The following is a 20171-nucleotide window of genomic DNA, read 5'->3' as shown; positions in this document are numbered from 1 at the left end:
TCACATCAGCTTATTCGTGGCTGTCCGGGAACTCACGGATAAAGCGCTCAACGTCATCCACCATCGCGTCATTGCCGCAGAAGAACGGGCAGCGCTGGTGCAGCGTTTCTGGCTGGATATCGAGGATACGATGCTCGCCATCGCTGGCTTTACCGCCAGCTTGTTCAGCCAGGAATGCCATCGGGTTGCACTCATACAGCAGACGCAGCTTGCCTTTCGGGTGGCTTGCAGTGCTTGGATACAAATAGATGCCGCCTTTCAGCAGGTTACGGTGGAAGTCTGCCACCAGTGAACCGATATAGCGCGAGGTGTATGGGCGCTTGGTGGCGATATCTTCTTCCTGACAGAACTTCAGGTACTTCTTCACGCCCTGAGGGAAGCGAATGTAGTTACCTTCGTTGATGGAGTAGGTGTAGCCTTTCTCCGGGAAGGTCATGCGCTCATGGCTCAGGCAGAATACGCCCAGTGACGGATCGTAAGTAAACGCATGCACGCCCACGCCGGTGGTGTAGACCATCATGGTGGAAGAACCGTAAACCACATAGCCTGCCGCAACCTGCTTGTTGCCTGGCTGCATAAAGTCAGCTTCGGTGATCGGCGTACCCGGCTCACTGATGCGGTGGTAGATAGAGAAAATGGTACCGACGGAAACGTTCACGTCGATGTTGGAAGAGCCGTCCAGCGGATCCATCAACACCACATATTTACCGTCTTCTGAGCCTTCAAAGATCACGAACTCATCTTCTTCTTCGGAAGCGATACCGGCAACCACACCACGCGCTTTCAGAGCAGCTTTCAATTTTTCATTCGCGAAGAGGTCCAGCTTCATCTGCTGTTCGCCCTGCACGTTTTCCACGCCGCTGGCACCGAGAATATCCACCAGACCCGCTTTGTTGATGTCGCGGTGGATAATCTTAGCTCCGAGCTTAATGGAGGAAATCAGCGCCGTCAGTTCACCTGTGGCGTGTGGAAAGTCGTGTTGCTTCTCGACGATGAATTCGCCTAACGTTTTCATAACACATTCCCTGAATCTACGGTGGAGTGGCAGCAGATGTAACACGCTACCAACGTATGAGCGCAGTTTAGCCGATTGAACTTTAAAAACCATAGTCCTAATCCGTTTCTTCCCACTCTGCTCGGGGTTACACTGTGCGCCGAACTTTTGAGTAATGGATCTCTATATGCGCATTCACATCCTTGGGATTTGTGGCACCTTCATGGGCGGACTGGCAATGCTGGCCCGTTCGCTAGGGCATGAAGTGACCGGCTCTGACGCCAATGTCTATCCGCCGATGAGCACCTTGCTGGAACAGCAAGGCATTGAATTGACAGAAGGTTATGATGCCAGTCAGCTCGATCCGCAGCCGGATCTGGTGATCATCGGCAACGCCATGACGCGCGGCAATCCGTGTGTGGAAGCGGTTCTGGAACGTAACATTCCGTACCTCTCTGGCCCGCAGTGGCTGCATGATTTCGTGCTGCGTGACCGTTGGGTGCTGGCCGTGGCCGGAACCCATGGCAAAACGACCACCGCAGGCATGGCAGCGTGGATTCTGGAGGCCTGTGGCCTTGAACCGGGCTTCATCATTGGTGGTGTGCCCGGAAACTTCGAGGTTTCGGCAAAATTAGGAAAAAGTCCATTCTTCGTGATTGAGGCGGATGAATACGACAGCGCGTTCTTCGACAAGCGTTCCAAATTTGTCCATTACTGCCCGCGCACGCTGATCCTCAACAACCTTGAATTCGATCACGCCGATATCTTTGACGATCTGCGCGCGATCCAGAAGCAGTTCCATCACCTGATTCGCATCGTGCCGGGCCAGGGCAAGATTCTGCTGCCGGAACACGATAACAACCTCAAGCAGGTGATGGCGATGGGTTGCTGGAGCGAACAGGAAACGGTTGGCGACAACGGCCACTGGCAGGCGAAAAAGCTGACGCCGGACTCCTCCCACTGGGAAATCTGGCTGGATGGCGAGAAAGTCGGTGAAGTGAACTGGGCGCTGGTCGGCGAGCACAACATGCACAATGGCCTAATGGCGATTGCGGCCGCACGGCACGTCGGCGTGAAGCCGGTGGATGCCGGTGAGGCGCTCAGCAGCTTTATCAATGCGCGCCGTCGTCTTGAGCTGCGTGGTGAAGTGAATGCCATCAAGGTGTATGACGATTTTGCCCATCACCCCACTGCAATCCTGGCGACGCTGGCGGCGCTGCGCAGCAAAGTCGGTGGCACCGCGCGTATTCTGGCGGTGCTGGAGCCGCGCTCCAACACTATGAAAATGGGCGTAAGCAAAAACGAGCTGGCGCCGTCACTGGGTCGCGCCGATAACGTGTTCCTGTTCCAGCCGCACCACATTCCCTGGCAGGTGTCTGATGTCGCGGAAGCCTGCATCCAGCCGGCGAAGTGGAGCGCGGATATCGATACGCTGGTGGAAATGGTGGCAAAAGAAGCCCAGCCAGGCGATTCCATTCTGGTGATGAGTAACGGCGGCTTTGGTGGCATCCACCAGAAACTGCTGGAGAGATTGGGACGTTGATGGCGTGGCGACCCTTTAATCGGGGTTGCCACGGGGTTTGATGACGCTCTGTTAACTGCCCAAATAAAAAAGGGTCGCCTGTTGGCGACCCTTTTTATGCACGCGATAAACTCACGCCTCAGCCAGTTCGCGCAGATACTGGAAGATCTGACGGGTGGCTTTCGGTGGCTTGTTAGCGGCTTTCTCTTTCTGCGCATTACGAATCATGGTGCGCAGTTGCTGGCGATCGGCCTGCGGATAGAGGTTAATCACTTCCGCGATAGCGTCATCGCCTTTCTCGATCATGCGATCGCGCAGTTGCTCGAGTTTATGGAACAGCGCCACCTGCTGGTTATGGCGGTTCTTCAGCTTATCCAGTGCCTGACGAATCGGATCTTCATCGCGCGCGCGCAACATCTTACCGATCAGCTGCAACTGGCGGCGACGGCCTTCCTTTTTAATACGCTGTGCCAGCTCAATGGCGGCACGCAGATCATCGTCGAGTGGAATTTTGTCGAGGGAGTTTTTCCCCAGATCCACTAACTCGGCGCCCAGGCGTTTCAGCTCTTCGGCGTCGCGTTTAATTTCGCTTTTGCTGACCCAGATAATCTCTTCGTCTTCATCTTCTTCGTTTTGATTATCTGGCACATCGTCGAGCCAGTCATCGGGCTGCTTGGTCATCTCTTGGCTCCCTAAAAAAAAGAGGCTAATCCTACCAGTTTATCGGGCGACTGCGAAATTGTTCTCTGAGTCTGATAGACTCAATAAATTCATACTTAAGATTAGACGGCAGGTCGATGAACGTATCTACTCAGGTTGCAGAACAACGTAAAGTGTTAGAACAGGCTGTCGCGCAGGCGCTGGAACTGGCGAAAGCCAGCACCGATGGAGCAGAAGTTGCGGTGACCAAAACCACCGGCATCGGCGTCAGTACCCGCTATGGCGAAGTGGAAAACGTCGAATTCAACAGCGATGGTGCACTTGGCATCACCGTCTATCATCAGAACCGCAAAGGCAGTGCTTCTTCAACCGACCTCAGCCCGGATGCCATCAAACGCACCGTGCAGGCGGCGATCGACATTGCGCGCTACACCTCGGTTGATCCTTTTGGTGCCCCGGCCGATCCCGATCTGCTGGCGTTTGAAGCGCCGGATCTCGATCTTTACCATCCGTGGGAGATCGATGCCGATCGCGCTATCGAATGGGCCGCACAGGCAGAACAGGCGTCGCTGCAGGCTGACAAGCGCATTACCAATACCGAAGGCGGCAGCTTCAACAGCCACGTCGGCATCAAAGTCTTCGGTAACAGCCACGGCATGTTGCAGAGCTACTGCTCCAGCCGCCATTCGCTCTCCAGCTGCGTGATTGCCGAGCAGGATGGCAACATGGAGCGGGATTACGCTTACACCATCGGCCGCTCTATTGACGATCTGCAAACTGCCGATTGGGTAGGGCAAGAGTGTGCACGTCGTGTGTTGTCACGTCTGGCGCCGCGCAAACTGCCAACCATGAAAGCACCGGTGATCTTCGCGCCGGAAGTGGCGACGGGTCTGTTTGGCCATCTGGTCGGCATGATCAGCGGCGGCAGCGTCTATCGCAAAGCGACCTTCCTGCTGGATTCACTCGGCAAACAGATCCTGCCTGAGTGGCTGACGATTGAAGAGAAGCCGCATTTGCTGAAAGGGCTGGCGTCTACGCCGTTCGACAGCGAAGGTGTCCGCACGCAAGCGCGCGACATCATCAAAGATGGCGTGCTGCAAAACTGGCTGCTGACCAGCTATTCGGCACGCAAGCTTGGCCTGCAGAGCACTGGCCATGCGGGCGGTATTCACAACTGGCGCATTGCGGGCCAGGGGCATAGCTTTGAAGATATGCTGAAGCAGATGGGCCGTGGTTTAGTGGTCACCGAAATGATGGGCTCCAGCGTCAGCGCCATGACCGGTGACTATTCGCGCGGTGCCTCAGGCTTCTGGGTTGAAAACGGTGAAATCCAATATCCTGTGAGCGAGATCACAATTGCGGGCAACCTCAAGGACATGTGGCTCAATATGGTAACGCTCGGTAACGACATTGAAACGCGCAGCAATATACAATGCGGGTCGGTGCTGCTGCCGGAGATGAAAATCGCCGGACAATAAAGACATCGCTTCATGAAAGCAGCCCGCAAGGCTGCTTTTTTTTTAGCCCGACAATAAAACCCCCAAAATTATTCGCGTGACAGAAAGGCGGCAAGTGAATGAATCCTCAGGACGTTACATCAGTCAGTGACTGGGGTGAGTGAGCGTAGCCAACGTGTCTGGAACCTGAAATATGACGGGAAATAAGGAATATTTATGCGTAAGCATGTGATTGCAATGTTGTCTCTCTCGCTGTTGTTCTCTTCAGCTAGCGTATTCGCTGCTGACCTGAAGAGTGATATGGATACCCTGAAAGATGGCCTGAGCGTGGTGAAGAAAACCTCTGATGCTCAGGAAATGCAAACCGCGCTCGGCAAGATGCGCCAGGCGGCGGAGGATGCTAAAAAATCCACGCCGGAAAAACTGGAAGGTCAGGCTGCCGATAGCGCCCAGATTAAGGATTATCACGCTGGTCTTGATTCTCTGATTGCGCAGATTGATGTCGTCGATCAGTTGGCGAAAGCCAACAAGCTCGACGAAGCCAAAACTGAAGCGAAGAAGTTGGAAGATATTCGTAACGCCAACCATAAGAAATTCCGCTGATAACCCGGCCAGCCCTGTGGCTGGCCTTATCTCCCCTCGCATTTCCTCCGTTTAAACGCATCGATTCCCGGCATAACCCGCATTTTTGTGACCTGTTTCGCACACTTCATGCGTAGTGCGATCTGGCGCACACACACCCGTGGGATTTCCACTTTGAGGTGGAAAAGATGCGTCTCCACAGCCTGAAGCGGAAAGCGTAATTTCTTTTCAACGCGAATTATCTCTAATTGTCCGCAGTAAACAGGAGTAGCAAGGTGAGGAGTGAAGCTGTCCCACTGAAACAGAGCACGCCGGAAGCCATTCAGGCGCTGGCGGATAACGTGATGAAGCAAATTGCGGCGATCTACGCTGCGCACCACATCGAAGCCAACGCCGTGCAGCAGCAGATGCTGGCCTCGCATGTGCGGGCGATGGCAGCGCGTTCGCTCACAGGTGAAGCCTTGCCGGAAGTGGAAGCCGAACTGTTTGAAGACATCTCGCCAGAAACCATGGCGCTGGCACAGCAGGTGGTCGATCTGTTTGGCAATCTGCCAAAAGAAGAAGCCTGGCTGCTATCGGTGCATATCGAAGTGGCGAAATCCAACGAAGCATAAATCGAGAGGAATTGAACATGGTAACAGTCGTGATTGGTGATCGTCTGGGTAAAGGTCAGAAAGTCGCAGCAGGGATTGAGAAAGCAGGCGGCCGTGCCGTTGTGGTGCCGGGCGTAGCAGCGGACATGAAGCTGGGCGATGTGATGAAAGCGGAAAACGCCGACTTCGGCATCTCTTTCTGCGGCAGCGGCGGTGCCGGTGCCATCACTGCGCAAAACAAATATGGCTACAAAGCCAAACACGGTATGCGTTCGATTGATGAAGGCGTGACCGCCATCAACGAAGGCGCCACCGTGCTGGGCTTTGGCTTTATGGATAAAGAAGAGCTGGGTGAACGTCTGGTGCAGGCCTGGAATAAAAAACACGGCAGCTAAGCATGAAACAGCAATACGAGACGCAGGTTACGGTGCAGGGCAAAGGCGACAGCAAAGCGAAAGCCTTTTCCGATGCACTGAGCAAGGTGCAGCAGCAAGTGCTGCGCACCAGCCAAAAGATTCTGTTGCGCATTGAACCCATAGATGTGCGGGTGCTGCGCGCGCAGGAGAGCGTACGCACAGAGAAGTTCTTGTTCTTCTTTCTGGCGCGCGAACGACGGAATTACAGCGTCGAGTTGGAAATCACCGTCAGCGTCACCGTGATCGACACCGACAAGGTGGATTTCATCGCGACGAAATAAAAACGACAACAAAGGGTACAACAACATGTTTTTAATCATTTTGTTTAAGTCGTTGATCATTGGTGGATTGGTTGGCGTTGGGGTAGGAGCGGGCGCAGCGCGCATGTTCCATGCACCGACCACGCAAGGTATGGGCGCGTTTCGTACCTTGGGTGAACTCAATTCCTGTGAGGGCGATCCCGCTTCGCACTTCTCCTTTGGTCTTGGCTTCTTCTTTAACGCCTGGGCATCGTCTGTGGCTGCAGGTTCCTTCACTCAGGACGTTGATCACCGCATTCTGCCTAACTGGGGCGCAGCCGCGTTGATGGTGAAAAACCGCAACGTCGCCGAAACCCTGCATAACCCAAAACGCATGGCGATTGCCTGCGGCATCATCGGCATGATCGTGGTGGCGTTCCTCAACAGCACGGCTTCTGCGGTGCCTGCAGCGTTGCAGGTTACGGCGGTTAAAGTGCTGGTGCCGGCGGCCAACCTGCTGGTGAACACCGTGATGCCGGTGATCTTCTGGCTGGCAGCGATTGATGCCGGCAAGAAATCCGGTTTCTGGGCAACCATCTTTGGTGGTCTGGCGCAGTTGATCATGGGCAATGCCGTACCGGGTCTGGTGCTGGGTATCCTGATTGGTAAAGGCGTGGAAGAGAGCGGCTGGAACAAAGTCACCAAAGTGATGATGTTCGCGATTGTGCTGCTGTTCGCTCTGAGCGGCTTCTTCCGTGGTTTCGACATGAAACTGCTGCAATCCTTCCAACTTGGCATTCCTGGCTGGCTGGACATGATTCACAACAGCCTGAGCGGCAAATAAGGAGCCTTGAGAATGAACGAGACCGAAAACAAAGGGTTCTGGTACGCCGACTGGTCTTTCCCGATCTTTGTTGGCCTGCTGTCCGCCGGGGTGTTTGCCGGTACGCACATGTACTACCTGTACGGCATCGGTGCATTTAACGAAGTGGCGTTTGTTTCGATGCTGCGTTCCGGCATGGAAACCGGCGTGTATGGCGCCGTGGCGGCGTTTGGTGCCAGCTTCCTGTTTGCTCGCATCATCGAAGGTTCGCTGGTCGGGATTCTGGATATCGGCGGCGCGATTCAAACCGGTGTCGGGCTGGGCGTTCCCGCTTTACTGCTGGGCGCGGGCATCGTGTTCCCGGTGGCGAACTTTGCGGCATCACTGGCAACGGGCCTGGTGGTGGGATTAGCCATTGGCTATCTGATTATCCTGGCGCGTAAGTTCACCATCAATCAGAGCGACTCCACTTACGGTGCGGACGTGATGATGGGTGCAGGTAATGCTTCCGGCCGCTTCCTTGGGCCGTTGATTATCCTGTCTGCGATGGCGGCATCGATTCCCATCGGCCTCGGTTCGCTGGTGGGTGCGCTGTTGTTTTATCTGTGGAACAAACCGATCACCGGTGGCGCGATTTTAGGTGCCATGGCGTTAGGCGCGATGTTCCCGGTTTCGCTGTAAAGCTGTCACCGATTTAACGGTCGCCCTTCACGGCGACCCTACGATTGAACAGTGCATTCTGTGGGGGGCGCATTAATGCCCCCACACAGATGTGATGCAGATTCCGTAGGGTGCGCATCTATGTGCACCAGGCTGAATGCAGGTTGTTAAGGAGTGAATATGTTTGATCTGATTCTGCGCCGCGCGCGTTTGTGCGACGAACAGCTGGTGGATATCGCCATCCAGCAGGGCAAAATTGTCGCGGTCGGCGACGTCAGCGGTTCAGCTCAGCAGGAGCGCGATTTAGAGGGGCGCTATTACGTCAGCGCAGGCTGGATCGACAGCCACGTGCACTGCTATCCCAAATCCCCCATTTATCACGATGAAGCCGATGCGATTGGCATGGCGCAGGGCGTCACTACCGTGGTTGATGCAGGCAGCACCGGCGCGGATCATATCGACGATTTCTATCAGCTCACCCGTTCCGCCACCACCGAAGTGCGCGCGCTGATCAACATCTCACGCACTGGCATCATCACCCAGAACGAGCTGGCCGATATGGCGCAGATTGACGGTGACGCCGTGGTGCAGGCGGTGAAACGTCGCCCGGACTTTATCGTGGGGCTGAAAGCGCGCATGAGCAGCAGCGTGGTGGGTGAGAATGGCATTCAGCCGCTGATTCGCGCCAAAGCCATTCAGCAGGCGGCGGGAAATCTGCCACTGATGGTGCACATCGGCAACAATCCGCCGGTGCTGGAAGAGATTGCCGATCTGCTCACTTCCGGCGACATCATTACTCACTGTTTTAACGGCAAACCAAACCGCATTCTTTCACCACAGGGTGAATTGAAAGCGGCAGTGAAAAACGCCATCGCGCGTGGCGTAAAACTGGATATCGGCCACGGCAGTGCCAGCTTCAGCTTTGAAGTGGCCCGTCAGGCCATCGCGCAGGGCATTCTGCCCGACACCATCAGTTCGGACATTTATTGTCGCAACCGCATCAACGGCCCGGTACATAGCCTGGCGCACGTGATGTCGAAATTCTTCAGCATTGGCATGACGCTGCCGCAGGTTATCGACTGCGTCACCGGCAATGCCGCGGCTGGCCTGCGCTTAGCGGGTAAAGGGCGCTTAACAGAAGGTTATGACGCCGACCTGACCATTTTTACCGTCAAAGAGGAAGCCCGCCCGTTCGTCGATGCTGAAGGCGAACGGGTTTTGGGTGAGCAACATTTGCTGCCGCTGGCCGTGGTTATCGCGGGTAAGTGGCATCTGACTGATGAAGGGAAAGCTAATCATGTCTTCGATTTATGAAAAATATGACCTGAAACAGGTCATCAATGCCTCCGGTCGTATGACCATTCTGGGTGTTTCAACGCCTTCCGCCGATGTGGTGGAGACCGTCAGCTACGGTTTGAATCACTATTTCGAGATCAAAGATCTGGTCAACAAAACCGGCGCGTACATCGCGAAGTTGCTGGATGTCGAGAGCGCGGTGGTGGTTTCCTGCGCCTCTGCGGGCATCGCACAGAGCGTGGCGGCGGTGATCGTCAAAGATAACGACTGGCTGCTGGACAACCTGCATGCAGCGCCGCTGACCGTGCCGCACGACATCGTGGTGCCGAAAGGTCATAACGTGAACTTCGGTGCGCCGGTGGGTGCGATGGTGGCGCTGGGCGGCGGACGTCTGGTGGAGGCTGGTTACAGCAACGAATGTTCGCCTGAACAGCTGGCTGCCGCCATCACGCCAACCACGGCGGCGCTGCTGTACATCAAGTCACATCACTGCGTGCAGAAAAGCCACCTCAGCGTGGAGCAGGCGGCGGTCGTCGCCCGCAAACATGGCATTCCGTTAATCGTGGATGCGGCGGCAGAGGAAGATCTGCAGTGCTACTACCAGATGGGTGCGGACCTGGTGATCTACAGCGGCGCCAAGGCGATCGAAGGGCCGACCAGCGGTCTGGTGATTGGCCGCACTCAGTACGTTGAGTGGGTCAAACGTCAAAGCAACGGTATTGGCCGCGCGATGAAAGTCGGTAAAGAGGGCATTCTCGGTCTGACGCAGGCGATTGAAAACTATCTGGTGCAGCCGAAAACCACCGGTGCAGAGATGGTGGCCAACATGACGCCGTTTATCGACAACCTCAATACGCTGAATGGTGTGTCCGCACGCGTAGTGTGGGATGCGGCAGGCCGCGATATCGCCCGTGCTGAGATCAAGTTCGATGAAGCCGTCACACAATGGCCAACCGGCGAGCTGGTGCAGGCGTTGAAAACCGGCGACATCGCTATCTACTTCCGTGGCTACAAGGCCAATGAAGGCATTATCGAAGCCGACGTGCGTAGCGTCAGCGCCGATCAGTTGCATATTATTTTTAGCCGTATCCAGGCGTTACTCAGTGGAGGAAAACGCGTATGAGTCTGAACCCGAATTTTTATCAGGGCCGTCTGTGCCTCAACGTGCTGGCCGGTTCTAAGCAGAACGCCAAAGAGATCTGGCAGGCCGCAGAAGGCCATGTGCTGGTGGGCGTGTTATCAAAAAATTACGCGAGCAATGAAGAAGCGATTGCCGATATGCGCGAGTACGCGGCGCTGATCGACAACGCGCTGTCCGTCGGACTGGGCGCAGGCGATCCTAATCAGTCGGCGATGGTGAGTGAGATCTCAGCGGTGCTGCAACCGCAGCACGTGAACCAGGTGTTTACCGGTGTGGCGACCAGCCGCGCGCTGCTCGGGCAGAATCACACCGTGGTCAACGGTCTGATTTCGCCAACCGGCACGCCGGGCCTGGTGAAAATTTCCACCGGACCGCGCAGCTCGCAGCTGGAGGATGCGATTGTGCCGATCGACAGCGCCATCGCCATGCTGCAGGACATGGGTGGCAGTTCGGTGAAATACTTCCCGATGGGCGGCTTAAAAGCGGTGAATGAGTACCGTGCCGTTGCTGAAGCCTGTGCGCGTCACGACTTCTGGCTGGAACCGACCGGCGGCATCGATCTCAATAACTTCGAAGCCATTGTGCAGATTGCACTCGATGCGGGCGTCAGCAAAGTGATTCCACACGTCTATAGTTCGATCATCGACAGTGCCACTGGCGACACGCGCATTGACGATGTGCGTCAGCTTCTGGCAACGTGCAAGAAACTGCTGTAACAATCGAGTCACAGGTGAAGCTCCGTGAGATTTCCCAATCAGCGTCTGGCCCAACTTTTCGCTGCGCTGCAAAACGAAACGCTGCCGCAGGATGAGCTGGCGCGCCGCTTTTCTGTTTCAACGCGCACGGTGCGCACCGATATCACCGCGCTGAATGCGCTGCTGGAGCAACACGGCGCACAGTTCGTACTGGCGCGCGGCGCGGGATACCAGCTGAAGATCGACGATGTGGCGCTTTTTGACCGTCTGCAGGAAGAGAGCGCCGCGCCGCTGCGCGTGCCGCGCACTTCTCAGGATCGCGTGCGCTATTTGCTCACGCGTTTTCTCACCGCCGCCTATTCTCTCAAGCTGGAAGACCTGTCGGAAGAGTGGTTTGTCAGCCGCGCCACCCTGCAAAGCGATATGGCGGAAGTGCGCGAGTGGCTGGGCCGCTATCATCTGAATATCGAAACCAAACCCCATTACGGCATGAAGTTGTTCGGCAGCGAAGCGGCGATCCGCACCTGCCTGACGGATTTGCTGTGGCAGATTGATCAGGAGATGCCTGATAGCCCGCTGTTGACGGTGGAAGCGCTGCACAGTGGCATCCTGGCACAGCTGGAACCGCTGTTGCAGCACTGCTTTAATCAGTATGCGATTCGCCTGAGCGATGAGGGTGAGCGCTATCTGCAAATTTACTGTGCGGTGGCGGTGCGACGCATCAGCGAAGGTTTCCCGCTCAACGACCCCGGCGCGGAAGATGTCGGTGAAGAGGTGCGCGAAGCCGCGCATCATCTGGTGAATCTGATGCAGCCGCTGGTCGGCAAACCGATCTCGCAGGCGGAAGAGAACTGGCTACGCGTCAATATCGCCGCCCGGCAGATTCAGGCGCTGTCGCCCAGCACCATTAATGCTGATGATGCCGATGCGCTGGTCGACTACCTGCTGAACTACATCAACACCCATTACAACTACCGCTTGCAGCAGGATGAGCAGCTGCGGGCCGATCTGCTCACCCATATCAAAACCATGATTACCCGGGTGCGCTACCAGATTCACATCCCCAATCCGCTGCTGAGTAACATCAAACAGCACTATCCGATGGCGTATGACGTGACGCTGGCGGCGGTGACCAGTTGGGGAAAATACACGCCTTATAGCATCAGCGAGAACGAAATCGGTTTTCTGGTGCTGCACATCGGTGTCGGGCTGGAGCGGCATTACGATGTCGGCTATCAACGCCATCCACAGGTGCTGCTGGTGTGCGACAGCGGCAACTCCACACTGCGCATGATTGAAGCGCTGCTGCTGCGTAAATACCCGCAGTTGGTGGTCACGGCGCGTTTGTCACAGCGTGATTACGAGATGCGCGAACACATCGACGAAGATTTCGTGATTTCCACCGTGCGTTTGAGTGAGAAGAATAAGCCGATTGCGGTGATGTCGCCGTTCCCGACCGAGTTCCAGCTGGAGCAGTTGGGCAAGTTGGTGCTGGTGGATCGCACACGACCTTACATGCTGGAAAAATACTTCGATGCACAGCACTTTATGGTGCTGGATAAGCCGATGACGCAATCCGCGCTGTTCCGCGTGTTGTGCGATCAGCTGGAGTCAGAAGGCTGTGTGGATGCGGACTTTTATCCCTCCGTTGAAGAGCGAGAAGCGATTGTCAGCACCCTGCTCGGCGAAGGCATTGCGCTGCCACACTCACTGGGATTGCTGGCGAAGAAAACCGTGGTGTATACCGTGCTGGCACCGCATGGCGTGAGCTGGGGTGATGAAACCGCTTCGGTGATTTTCCTGCTGGCGATAAGCAAAAGCGAATACGAAGAGGCGATGGCGATTTACGATCTGTTCGTCACTTTCCTGCGGGAGAGGGCGATGACCCGATTGCGCGATTGCGCGGATTTCGTCAGCTTTAAAGCGGTGGCGATCGATTGTCTCAGCCGGATGTGAGGGTAAACCAGGGTGGGATGAAGCCAGCACGACAACGTCCGGCATGCATCCTTGCTGACGAGGTTTGGGATGAATGCCCACATTACAACGTCCGGCATGCATCCTGGCTAACGAGGTTTGAAATGAATGCCAATACTACAACGTCCCACACGCATCCCGCCCCAGGATGTTTGGGAAGCATGTCGACGCTTTACTATTCGGCCTGGATGCCGGGCTGTGATGATTGGGATGAATATCCCGCTACACTGTTGGGGGAGAGTCGGCATTTATGCCGACCAGGTCTTAATCAGCTACGCTGCTTCGCCAGCAATCGCGGGATCTCACGCAAGCACCACGCTTTGGCTTCACCCATGCTATCGCGGCGCCATGCCATAATAATATCCACTTCACGGGTGTATTCGGCACTCACCACACGCAGACGGCCTTCGGCGATATCCTGTTCCACCATCGGATAAGGCATGGTGGCGACACCCAATCCTGCCAGCAGGGCGCGACGTTTGTCGTCCATACTGCTCACCGTCAGGCGCTGCTGTTTATCCAGCAACTGTACCGTTAACACCGGGCGTTCGCGCGCGGTATCTGCCACCGCGATACCGCGATACTTCACGCGCGTCACTTCAGACAGCGGCTCGGCTTCCTGATGAATCGGGTGATCCGGACTGGCCACGTAGACGCTCATAATGCTGTAAAGCTTACGGGTGTTGATCTCGGTTGATGCACGGAAATGCATATCAGGCGCAATCACGATGTCCGCGCGGCCCTGTTCAAGACGCTCCCAGGCACCGGCCAGCACTTCCGTCACCAGCGAAATCTGCGTGTTGGCTTTCTCCGCCAGCTTTTCAACGACAGGAAACAGCAGATTGGTGGGGATCAGTGCTTCGGCTACGATGGTGAGATGGGTTTCCCAACCGCGTGCCAGCGCTTCGGCATCGGTGGTGAGTTTATCGGCCGCTTCCAGCAGCACGCGCCCACGCTCCAGCAGCATACGCCCGACATTGGTGAACTTGGTGCGATGGCCGGAGCGGTCAAACAGCACCACGTCCAGTTCCTCTTCCAGCTTCTGCATGGTGTAGCTCAATGCAGAGGGAACGCGGCCCAGTTCATCGGCTGCCGCAGCAAAGCTACCACGACGATCAATAGCATCCATCACACGTAAAGCTTCGAGGGTTAACGCGCGGTCTTTTGCCATGCCGGTTCTCTGTCAGTAAATTTGAATATGCCAGGCAGATTAACTGGCTAACAATCCGGCGTCCAGCCTTTTACCATTAACGTATAAAGCCTGTGGTCGAATCTCACCGCAGTGCGTCGGAGGTAAATCATGATGACAACCCGCTGCGCGTCAGCATGTGGCCAGGCCGATTTCGGTTGGTTGCAGGCGCGATACAGCTTCTCTTTTGGCCACTATTTTGACCCGAAATTAATGGGCTACGCTTCATTGCGTGTGCTTAATCAGGAAGTGCTGGCACCCGGTGCGGCGTTCCAGCCACGCAGCTATCCGCAAGTGGATGTGCTGAACCTGGTGTTGCAAGGCGAAGCAGAGTACCGCGATAGCGAAGGTAACCACCTGATCGCGCGGGAAGGCGAAGCCATGCTGCTGTCGGCGCGGCAGGGCGTGAACTACAGTGAAATCAATATCAGCAAAGATCACCCGCTAACACGTATGCAGCTGTGGCTGGCGGCCTGCCCGGATCGAGAGAATCCGCTGCTGCAGAAAATCGCTGTGCCGCAGCAGACCCGTTTCTTGCTGGCCTCGCCAGACGGCGTGGATGGCAGCCTGCAACTGCGTCAGCAAGTTTGGGTCCATCAGGTGATACTCGCCCCCGGTGAGCAGCATACGGTGAAACTGAACGGCCCTCGCGCCTATCTGCAATCCATCCACGGTTCGTTGGATCTGCAGGCAAGTAGCGCCAATCAGGAGTTACTGAGCTGCGGTGACGGCGCGTTCTTGAGTGAAGAACAGCAGATTACGTTGCAGGCGAAAACGCCGCTGCGTGCCCTCGTCATCGATTTACCGGCATAAAAAAAGCAGCCCGCTGAGGCTGCCCTTGTCTGTGGTCGGGGCGCAACTGACTGCGCCCGTCAGATGCAGATTACTTCAGAATGGTGAACGCGGTCGTTACGTGTTTCACACCGCTCACACGACTGGCCACATCGGCCGCCGCAGTGGCTTCCTGTTGTGTCACCAGACCCAGCAGGAACACTTCACCGTTTTCCGTGGTCACTTTCACGTTCGACGATTTCACCTGATCGCTACCCAGCAGCTGCGAGCGGATTTTGGTGGTGATCCAGGTATCGGATGATGACGTTCCGAGGCTCACTTTCTGGCCGGTACGGATTTCGTTATACACTTCGGTGGCACCCTCTACGCCCATCGCAATCTGCTTGGCGCGGCTCGCCAAATCAGCCGATGGTGATTGGCCGGTCAGCAGTACTTTGCCCTGATAAGCGGTGACCACGACGCGCGCCTGGTTTTTAATTTGTTCATCTTTAGCCAGTGCGTTAGTGACACGCAGTTCCAGCGTACCATCATCCACTTGCGTACCGACGGTGCGCGGGTCCGTTGCCGTTTTGGTCGCCACAGCGGCGCCGCCTGCCACAACGGCAACACAGCCCTGCAGCATCATGGCAGTTAAAAGAATGGCGACAGCGTTCAATGCTTTCATTTGAGCTCCTTCAGTCATTCCTGGTGTGGGAACAAAGTGTTATCAATCAAATCACACAGGCAGTTCAGCGTCAGCATATGCATTTCCTGAATGCGTGCACTGCGATGTGACGGAATGCGAATTTCCACATCGTGCGGACCCAACAGGCCCGCCAGCTCACCGCCATCATGGCCGGTCAGCGCGACGATAGTCATATCGCGAGTCACCGCAGCTTCAACCGCTTTAACAATATCGCGGGTGTTGCCACGGGTTGAAATAGCCAGCAGCACATCACCGGCCTGACCAAGCGCGCGAACCTGCTTGGCATAAACTTCATCGTGGAGACGATCGTTGCCGATTGCCGTCAGCATGACATTGTCGGCGCTCAGTGCCAGCGCAGGCAGGCTGGGGCGCTCGGTCTCAAAACGGTTAATCATACTGGCGGCAAAATGCTGAGCATTGGCCGATGACGCACCGTTACCACAACTCAGGATTTTGTTACCGTTCAGCAGCGACTGCACCAGCGTCATAGCGGCGCGAGAAATCGCGTCCGGCAGTGCCTCCGCAGCGGCGATTTGAGTCTGAATACTTTCGGTAAAACACGCTTTAATTCTGTCCTGCACAAGACCACCTGGTTCTATCCATCGGCATTAAAGGCATCGGGCAGCCATTCCAGCTCACGCCCGGTAATGGCAATGATGTCAAAACGGCAATTCACCGTATCAAAACTGCCGCCGCGTGCCAGCAACCACCATGCAGCGGTACGCAGCAGCTTTTGTTGTTTCTGGCGCGTCACGCTGGCGGCGGCACCGCCGTAGCGCGCATCGCGTCGATAGCGCACTTCGACAAACACCCAGCAGTCGGCGTCTCGCATAATGAGGTCAATTTCCCCACTGCGGCAACGCACGTTGCTGGCAACCCATCGCAGCCCGGCGCGCTCCAGATAGCCACGCGCCTGCTGCTCCTGCTCAGCGCCAATGCGCTGGCGGTTTACTGCACCGGAACGATTTGTCCCTGACGATACTGGTTCCATGCCAACTTCCTGTTGATCACGCAATCCGTGTCGGCGCTCAGTTTGCCGGTGTTGCCATCAATGGCAAAGCCAGGCACCTGGCGCATCTGGTTAAAGTGATTCGCCAGCGTCCAGGCATCAATGCCCATCGCGTAGAGGCGAACCAGCGAATAATCGTTGTTAAACGACTTCGCCGCCTGCTGCATCAGACCCGGATTGTTACCGGAGAGCAGCGGAATATCACTGAACTGCAGGCCATCCATTTCCAGACGGAAGTCTGGACCGGCACCGGCCTGCGCACTGCGGGAGCTGGCATACAGTGCGATGTTGTTGCGGCTGCTGGTGCGCATCGCAATCATCGGCTTGATCAGTTGCAGCTCGTCCTGGCTGGCCACGATGTACACTGCATCCACACTGCCGCCGCTGGCATCGGCCGTTGGCGCTGGCGGGGTGGTTTGCGGCGCCGGAATGGTCAGGCCCGCAACAGCCACGCCGGCAGACTGCGGCTGTTCAACCGTCAGCGGCGTGCCACTCAATGCGATACCGGCCCCGCTATTAATACCTTGTTTCAGCTCAGAAACGCCACCGAAACGCTGTTGCAGTACGGTGGAACCGCCGAGTTTCTGCCACTCCTGTGCGAACGCCTTGCTGACGCGATCGCCATAGCTGCTACGCGGTACCAGCAGTAATGGCTGGCGTTTGCCTTGCTCGTAGATATGGTGCGCGGCATCGCGCGCTTCGTCTTCAGGAGAAAGCGCAAAATAACAAATATTCGGATGGTTCTGGATCTGTTCTGGCTCATTCAGCGCCAGCACGTTAAGGGGTGTCTGGCTATTCACCACCGACTCGACGTCGTTTTTCAACAGTGGACCCACCACGATGGTCGCGCCATCCTGCTGTGCCTGCTGCATCACCTGAGCAATCGGCTGGCTGCTGGTGTCATAAACTTTAACCTGAGCGCTGCTGTCCGGCTGAGCAGCCGTTGTCGCCGGTTGTGCGGCGGGCTGCGGCTGTTCGGTCTGTGGCGGCATATTACCTGCCATGGCCGGGCTGACAACCGTGTTAGCGGCAGCGTTAGCATCGGCAGGCTGTTGTGCATTGGCATCGCCAGTCTGTTGTGCTGACGGCTGACCATTGGCATCGGTTGCCGCTGGCGCAGCAGGGGCGGGTTGCGGGGCTGGGGCAGTTAACACGCCATTTTTGGCATCGTTAAAACCTTTCTGAATCGCATTGGCAAAAACCTGTGCCTGGCCATTCAGCGGCAGCAGTAGCGCGATGGTGCTGGTCGAGGCTTTGGTGAAGTTTTGCACCTGGCTAAGCTGCGTCGGCAGCGTTTTCGCGCCCGGATTCTGCGGATAGCGCGTCTGCCAGTCTTTGATCGCGGCTTTCAGCATCTGCGGGTCCTGGCTATTGGTGTGCCAGGTGTTGAGCAGATCCAGCCAGCCTTGCAGGGTGTTCTCATTGGCGTTAATCACCAGGCTGTTCAGCTGATCCTGCGTCATTTGCGTCAGAGCTTGCCAGGTGGCGTCAATATTGCTCTGGTGGTCGGCGCCTTGCAGCAGCGGTTCCTGAGCAATATAGGCGCGTAAGAGCGCGAGTGAAGGGCGATTCTGTGCCGCAGCGATTTGCAGTGCGTAGTAGCGTACCTGCTGATCCTGAGACAGGCCATCAGTCTTCACCTGACCGAGCGTCTGCTGAGCGCCGCCGAAATCCTGCTGACCAATCTGCATCTGCGCGCGCAATAATTGCAGTTCCTGCTGCTGCACTGCAGAGAGCTGCTGTGGCAGTTGCGAGATCTGATCGTTAGCCTGCGGATACTTTCCTTCCTTCAACAGGGCACGGATGGCAAGTAATTGCCAGTCGGTCTTGCTATCATCGCTGCTTTGCTGCACCTGCTGCAGATAATAGTCAGACCGGCCAGTAGCAGGCCCCTGAATATTGACGTTGGAGGTTTGCTGCGGTCCCTGGCCGCTACAGGCGGCTAAAATCAGTCCAGCGAGAAGAACAGGTACAAAGCGTCCTGCTTTATGACGTACGACTTTTGAAGGAAGCATACTGTATCCAGTGATGTTTTTTTCTAGATGCTCAATATTAAATCGGCAATTCGGATGAAACAATGAAACAACTCGATCGGGCAGAGATTTCTGCCAGCACGCTCTATATCGTTCCTACCCCGATCGGTAACCTGGGTGATATCACGCAGCGTGCGCTGACGGTGCTTGCGAGCGTCGATCTGGTCGCAGCGGAAGATACACGTCATACCGGGCTGTTGCTACAACATTTCGCCATCAATGCGCGACTGTTCGCACTTCACGACCACAACGAACAACAGAAAGCAGAAGTGTTGTTAGCCAGGCTGCAAGAAGGCCAGAGCATTGCGCTGGTCTCGGATGCGGGCACGCCATTAATCAACGATCCTGGCTATCATCTGGTACGTCGCTGCCGTGAAGAAGGTGTGCGCGTGGTTCCGTTGCCGGGTGCCTGCGCGGCGATTACAGCATTAAGTGCGGCGGGGTTACCGTCAGATCGTTTCTGTTACGAAGGATTTCTGCCCGCCAAGAGTAAAGGCCGCTGCGATGTGCTGCGCTCCCTCGAGAATGAACCACGTACCCTCATTTTTTATGAATCCACTCACCGTTTGATCGATAGCCTGCAAGATATGGTGAGCGTATGGGGTGCCGATCGCTATGTGGTGCTGGCGCGCGAAATTACCAAAACCTGGGAAACCATCCAGGGCGCGCCGGTGGGCGAACTGCTGGCCTGGGTATTGGAAGATGAAAACCGTCGCAAAGGCGAGATGGTGCTGATTGTTGAAGGGCACAAGGCCGATGAAGAAGCGCTGCCTGCCGAAGCGTTGCGCACCCTGGCGTTGCTGCAAACTGAGCTGCCGCTGAAAAAAGCCGCTGCGTTAACAGCGGAAATTCATGGCGTTAAGAAGAACGCCCTGTATAAGTACGCGCTGGAGCAGCAAGAGGCGTGACAAACGCGGGCGGATCGCCTATTATCCCGCGCCGAAGCTGACCAGACAGTCGCCGCTTTGTCGTCGTCCCTTTCGGGGGAGACGGGCAGAGGGGAGGAAAGTCCGGGCTCCATAGGGCAGGGTGCCAGGTAACGCCTGGGGGGCGCAAGCCTACGACCAGTGCAACAGAGAGCAAACCGCCGATGGCCCAGTAATGGGATCAGGTAAGGGTGAAAGGGTGCGGTAAGAGCGCACCGCGCGGCTGGCAACAGTTCGTGGCACGGTAAACTCCACCCGGAGCAAGGCCAAATAGGGGTTCACAAGGTACGGCCCGTACTGAACCCGGGTAGGCTGCTTGAGCCAGTGAGCGATTGCTGGCCTAGATGAATGACTGTCCACGACAGAACCCGGCTTATCGGTCAGTTTCGACTTCTTTATGGAAAAACCCCGCTCCGGCGGGGTTTTTGCTATCTGACGTCCAGCGGCAAGATGAATGACTGTCCACTCCACTCTCTATGAAAAGA

The 20171-nt window shown here is 56.2% G+C and carries 21 protein-coding genes and 1 other RNA gene; 15 read left to right on the top strand and 7 right to left on the bottom strand.

The features are described from left to right. Window positions 1-10: 10 nt before the first annotated feature. On the bottom strand, window positions 11-1015 hold the full coding sequence (gene fbp, locus ACCW76_RS19235) for a class 1 fructose-bisphosphatase (protein WP_038644485.1): 1005 nt from the start codon (window positions 1013-1015) through the stop codon (window positions 11-13). 166 nt (window positions 1016-1181) lie between these two features. Here fbp and mpl point away from each other — a divergent pair, with 166 nt between their 5' ends. Continuing rightward, window positions 1182-2537: a UDP-N-acetylmuramate:L-alanyl-gamma-D-glutamyl-meso-diaminopimelate ligase gene (gene mpl / locus ACCW76_RS19230; RefSeq protein WP_045832883.1), complete on the top strand. Its 1356-nt coding sequence runs from the start codon at window positions 1182-1184 to the stop codon at window positions 2535-2537. A 111-nt stretch (window positions 2538-2648) separates the two neighbouring features. Here mpl and yjgA read toward each other — a convergent pair whose 3' ends face one another. Next, a complete protein-coding gene (gene yjgA, locus ACCW76_RS19225) occupies window positions 2649-3197 on the bottom strand; it encodes a ribosome biogenesis factor YjgA (RefSeq protein ID WP_034829237.1) in 549 nt (182 codons plus the stop codon). Between the two features lie 116 nt (window positions 3198-3313). Here yjgA and pmbA point away from each other — a divergent pair, with 116 nt between their 5' ends. From pmbA to ACCW76_RS19170, 11 genes are all read left to right on the top strand, one after another. Further along, complete coding sequence (gene pmbA / locus ACCW76_RS19220; protein WP_045816560.1) at window positions 3314-4654, top strand: metalloprotease PmbA; 1341 nt, start codon at window positions 3314-3316, stop codon at window positions 4652-4654. A gap of 195 nt (window positions 4655-4849) precedes the next feature. After that, a complete protein-coding gene (gene cybC, locus ACCW76_RS19215; protein WP_038644492.1) occupies window positions 4850-5236 on the top strand; it encodes a cytochrome b562 in 387 nt (128 codons plus the stop codon). Window positions 5237-5490: 254 nt separating this feature from the next. Further along, complete coding sequence (locus ACCW76_RS19210) at window positions 5491-5829, top strand: glycine dehydrogenase (protein WP_038644494.1); 339 nt, start codon at window positions 5491-5493, stop codon at window positions 5827-5829. Between the two features lie 17 nt (window positions 5830-5846). Continuing rightward, window positions 5847-6203, top strand: a complete 357-nt coding sequence (locus ACCW76_RS19205) for an SFCGS family glycine-rich protein (protein WP_009087404.1) — start codon at window positions 5847-5849, stop codon at window positions 6201-6203. A 2-nt stretch (window positions 6204-6205) separates the two neighbouring features. Continuing rightward, on the top strand, window positions 6206-6505 hold the full coding sequence (locus ACCW76_RS19200; protein ID WP_034829228.1) for a DUF4312 family protein: 300 nt from the start codon (window positions 6206-6208) through the stop codon (window positions 6503-6505). A 25-nt stretch (window positions 6506-6530) separates the two neighbouring features. Beyond that, window positions 6531-7307 carry a DUF4311 domain-containing protein gene (locus tag ACCW76_RS19195; RefSeq protein ID WP_034829226.1) on the top strand — a complete coding sequence of 259 codons (777 nt, stop codon included), beginning with the start codon at window positions 6531-6533 and terminating at the stop codon, window positions 7305-7307. 12 nt (window positions 7308-7319) lie between these two features. Continuing rightward, window positions 7320-7967, top strand: coding sequence for a DUF4310 family protein (locus ACCW76_RS19190; RefSeq protein WP_038644496.1), 648 nt, complete (start codon window positions 7320-7322; stop codon window positions 7965-7967). A 159-nt stretch (window positions 7968-8126) separates the two neighbouring features. Beyond that, a complete protein-coding gene (locus ACCW76_RS19185; protein WP_436339793.1) occupies window positions 8127-9260 on the top strand; it encodes an amidohydrolase/deacetylase family metallohydrolase in 1134 nt (377 codons plus the stop codon). Next, complete coding sequence (locus ACCW76_RS19180; RefSeq protein WP_436339792.1) at window positions 9244-10365, top strand: DgaE family pyridoxal phosphate-dependent ammonia lyase; 1122 nt, start codon at window positions 9244-9246, stop codon at window positions 10363-10365. Before ACCW76_RS19185 ends, ACCW76_RS19180 begins: the two co-directional genes overlap by 17 nt. Beyond that, the gene (gene dagF, locus ACCW76_RS19175) at window positions 10362-11099 is read left to right on the top strand and encodes a 2-dehydro-3-deoxy-phosphogluconate aldolase (RefSeq protein WP_038644502.1); all 738 of its coding nucleotides are present in this window, start codon (window positions 10362-10364) and stop codon (window positions 11097-11099) included. The genes ACCW76_RS19180 and dagF overlap by 4 nt, the downstream gene beginning before the upstream one ends. Before the next feature lie 24 nt (window positions 11100-11123). Further along, on the top strand, window positions 11124-13034 hold the full coding sequence (locus tag ACCW76_RS19170; protein WP_045816566.1) for a BglG family transcription antiterminator: 1911 nt from the start codon (window positions 11124-11126) through the stop codon (window positions 13032-13034). Between the two features lie 286 nt (window positions 13035-13320). On the opposite strand, the gene ACCW76_RS19165 is transcribed toward ACCW76_RS19170, so the two are convergent. Next, complete coding sequence (locus ACCW76_RS19165) at window positions 13321-14223, bottom strand: LysR family transcriptional regulator (protein WP_038644506.1); 903 nt, start codon at window positions 14221-14223, stop codon at window positions 13321-13323. Window positions 14224-14352: 129 nt separating this feature from the next. Here ACCW76_RS19165 and ACCW76_RS19160 point away from each other — a divergent pair, with 129 nt between their 5' ends. Next, window positions 14353-15054: a pirin family protein gene (locus tag ACCW76_RS19160; RefSeq protein ID WP_034829215.1), complete on the top strand. Its 702-nt coding sequence runs from the start codon at window positions 14353-14355 to the stop codon at window positions 15052-15054. Window positions 15055-15124: 70 nt separating this feature from the next. Here the strand turns inward: ACCW76_RS19160 and dolP are convergent, their stop codons facing one another. The 4 genes from dolP to ACCW76_RS19140 are packed head-to-tail and all read right to left on the bottom strand — an operon-like array spanning window position 15125 to window position 18742. Then, a complete protein-coding gene (gene dolP, locus ACCW76_RS19155; RefSeq protein WP_045832880.1) occupies window positions 15125-15697 on the bottom strand; it encodes a division/outer membrane stress-associated lipid-binding lipoprotein in 573 nt (190 codons plus the stop codon). A gap of 14 nt (window positions 15698-15711) precedes the next feature. Next, the gene (diaA, locus tag ACCW76_RS19150; RefSeq protein WP_034829211.1) at window positions 15712-16299 is read right to left on the bottom strand and encodes a DnaA initiator-associating protein DiaA; all 588 of its coding nucleotides are present in this window, start codon (window positions 16297-16299) and stop codon (window positions 15712-15714) included. A 14-nt stretch (window positions 16300-16313) separates the two neighbouring features. After that, on the bottom strand, window positions 16314-16709 hold the full coding sequence (locus tag ACCW76_RS19145; RefSeq protein WP_034829209.1) for a YraN family protein: 396 nt from the start codon (window positions 16707-16709) through the stop codon (window positions 16314-16316). Further along, window positions 16667-18742 (bottom strand): penicillin-binding protein activator, encoded by a 2076-nt coding sequence (locus tag ACCW76_RS19140; RefSeq protein WP_436339789.1) that lies wholly within the window; start codon window positions 18740-18742, stop codon window positions 16667-16669. The genes ACCW76_RS19145 and ACCW76_RS19140 overlap by 43 nt, the downstream gene beginning before the upstream one ends. A gap of 62 nt (window positions 18743-18804) precedes the next feature. On the opposite strand from ACCW76_RS19140, the gene rsmI reads away from it, so the two are divergent. Together rsmI and rnpB are read left to right on the top strand one after the other, a co-directional pair. After that, window positions 18805-19668 carry a 16S rRNA (cytidine(1402)-2'-O)-methyltransferase gene (rsmI, locus tag ACCW76_RS19135; RefSeq protein ID WP_436339787.1) on the top strand — a complete coding sequence of 288 codons (864 nt, stop codon included), beginning with the start codon at window positions 18805-18807 and terminating at the stop codon, window positions 19666-19668. A 33-nt stretch (window positions 19669-19701) separates the two neighbouring features. Beyond that, window positions 19702-20078, top strand: an RNA gene (gene rnpB / locus ACCW76_RS19130) — RNase P RNA component class A. Window positions 20079-20171 lie beyond the last annotated feature (93 nt).

This window comes from Pantoea sp. C8B4 (assembly GCF_051336905.1).
Taxonomy (GTDB): domain Bacteria; phylum Pseudomonadota; class Gammaproteobacteria; order Enterobacterales; family Enterobacteriaceae; genus Pantoea; species Pantoea rwandensis_B.
The sequence above is the reverse complement of the archived record's forward strand: the minus strand, read 5'-3'. Positions and strand labels throughout refer to the sequence as shown.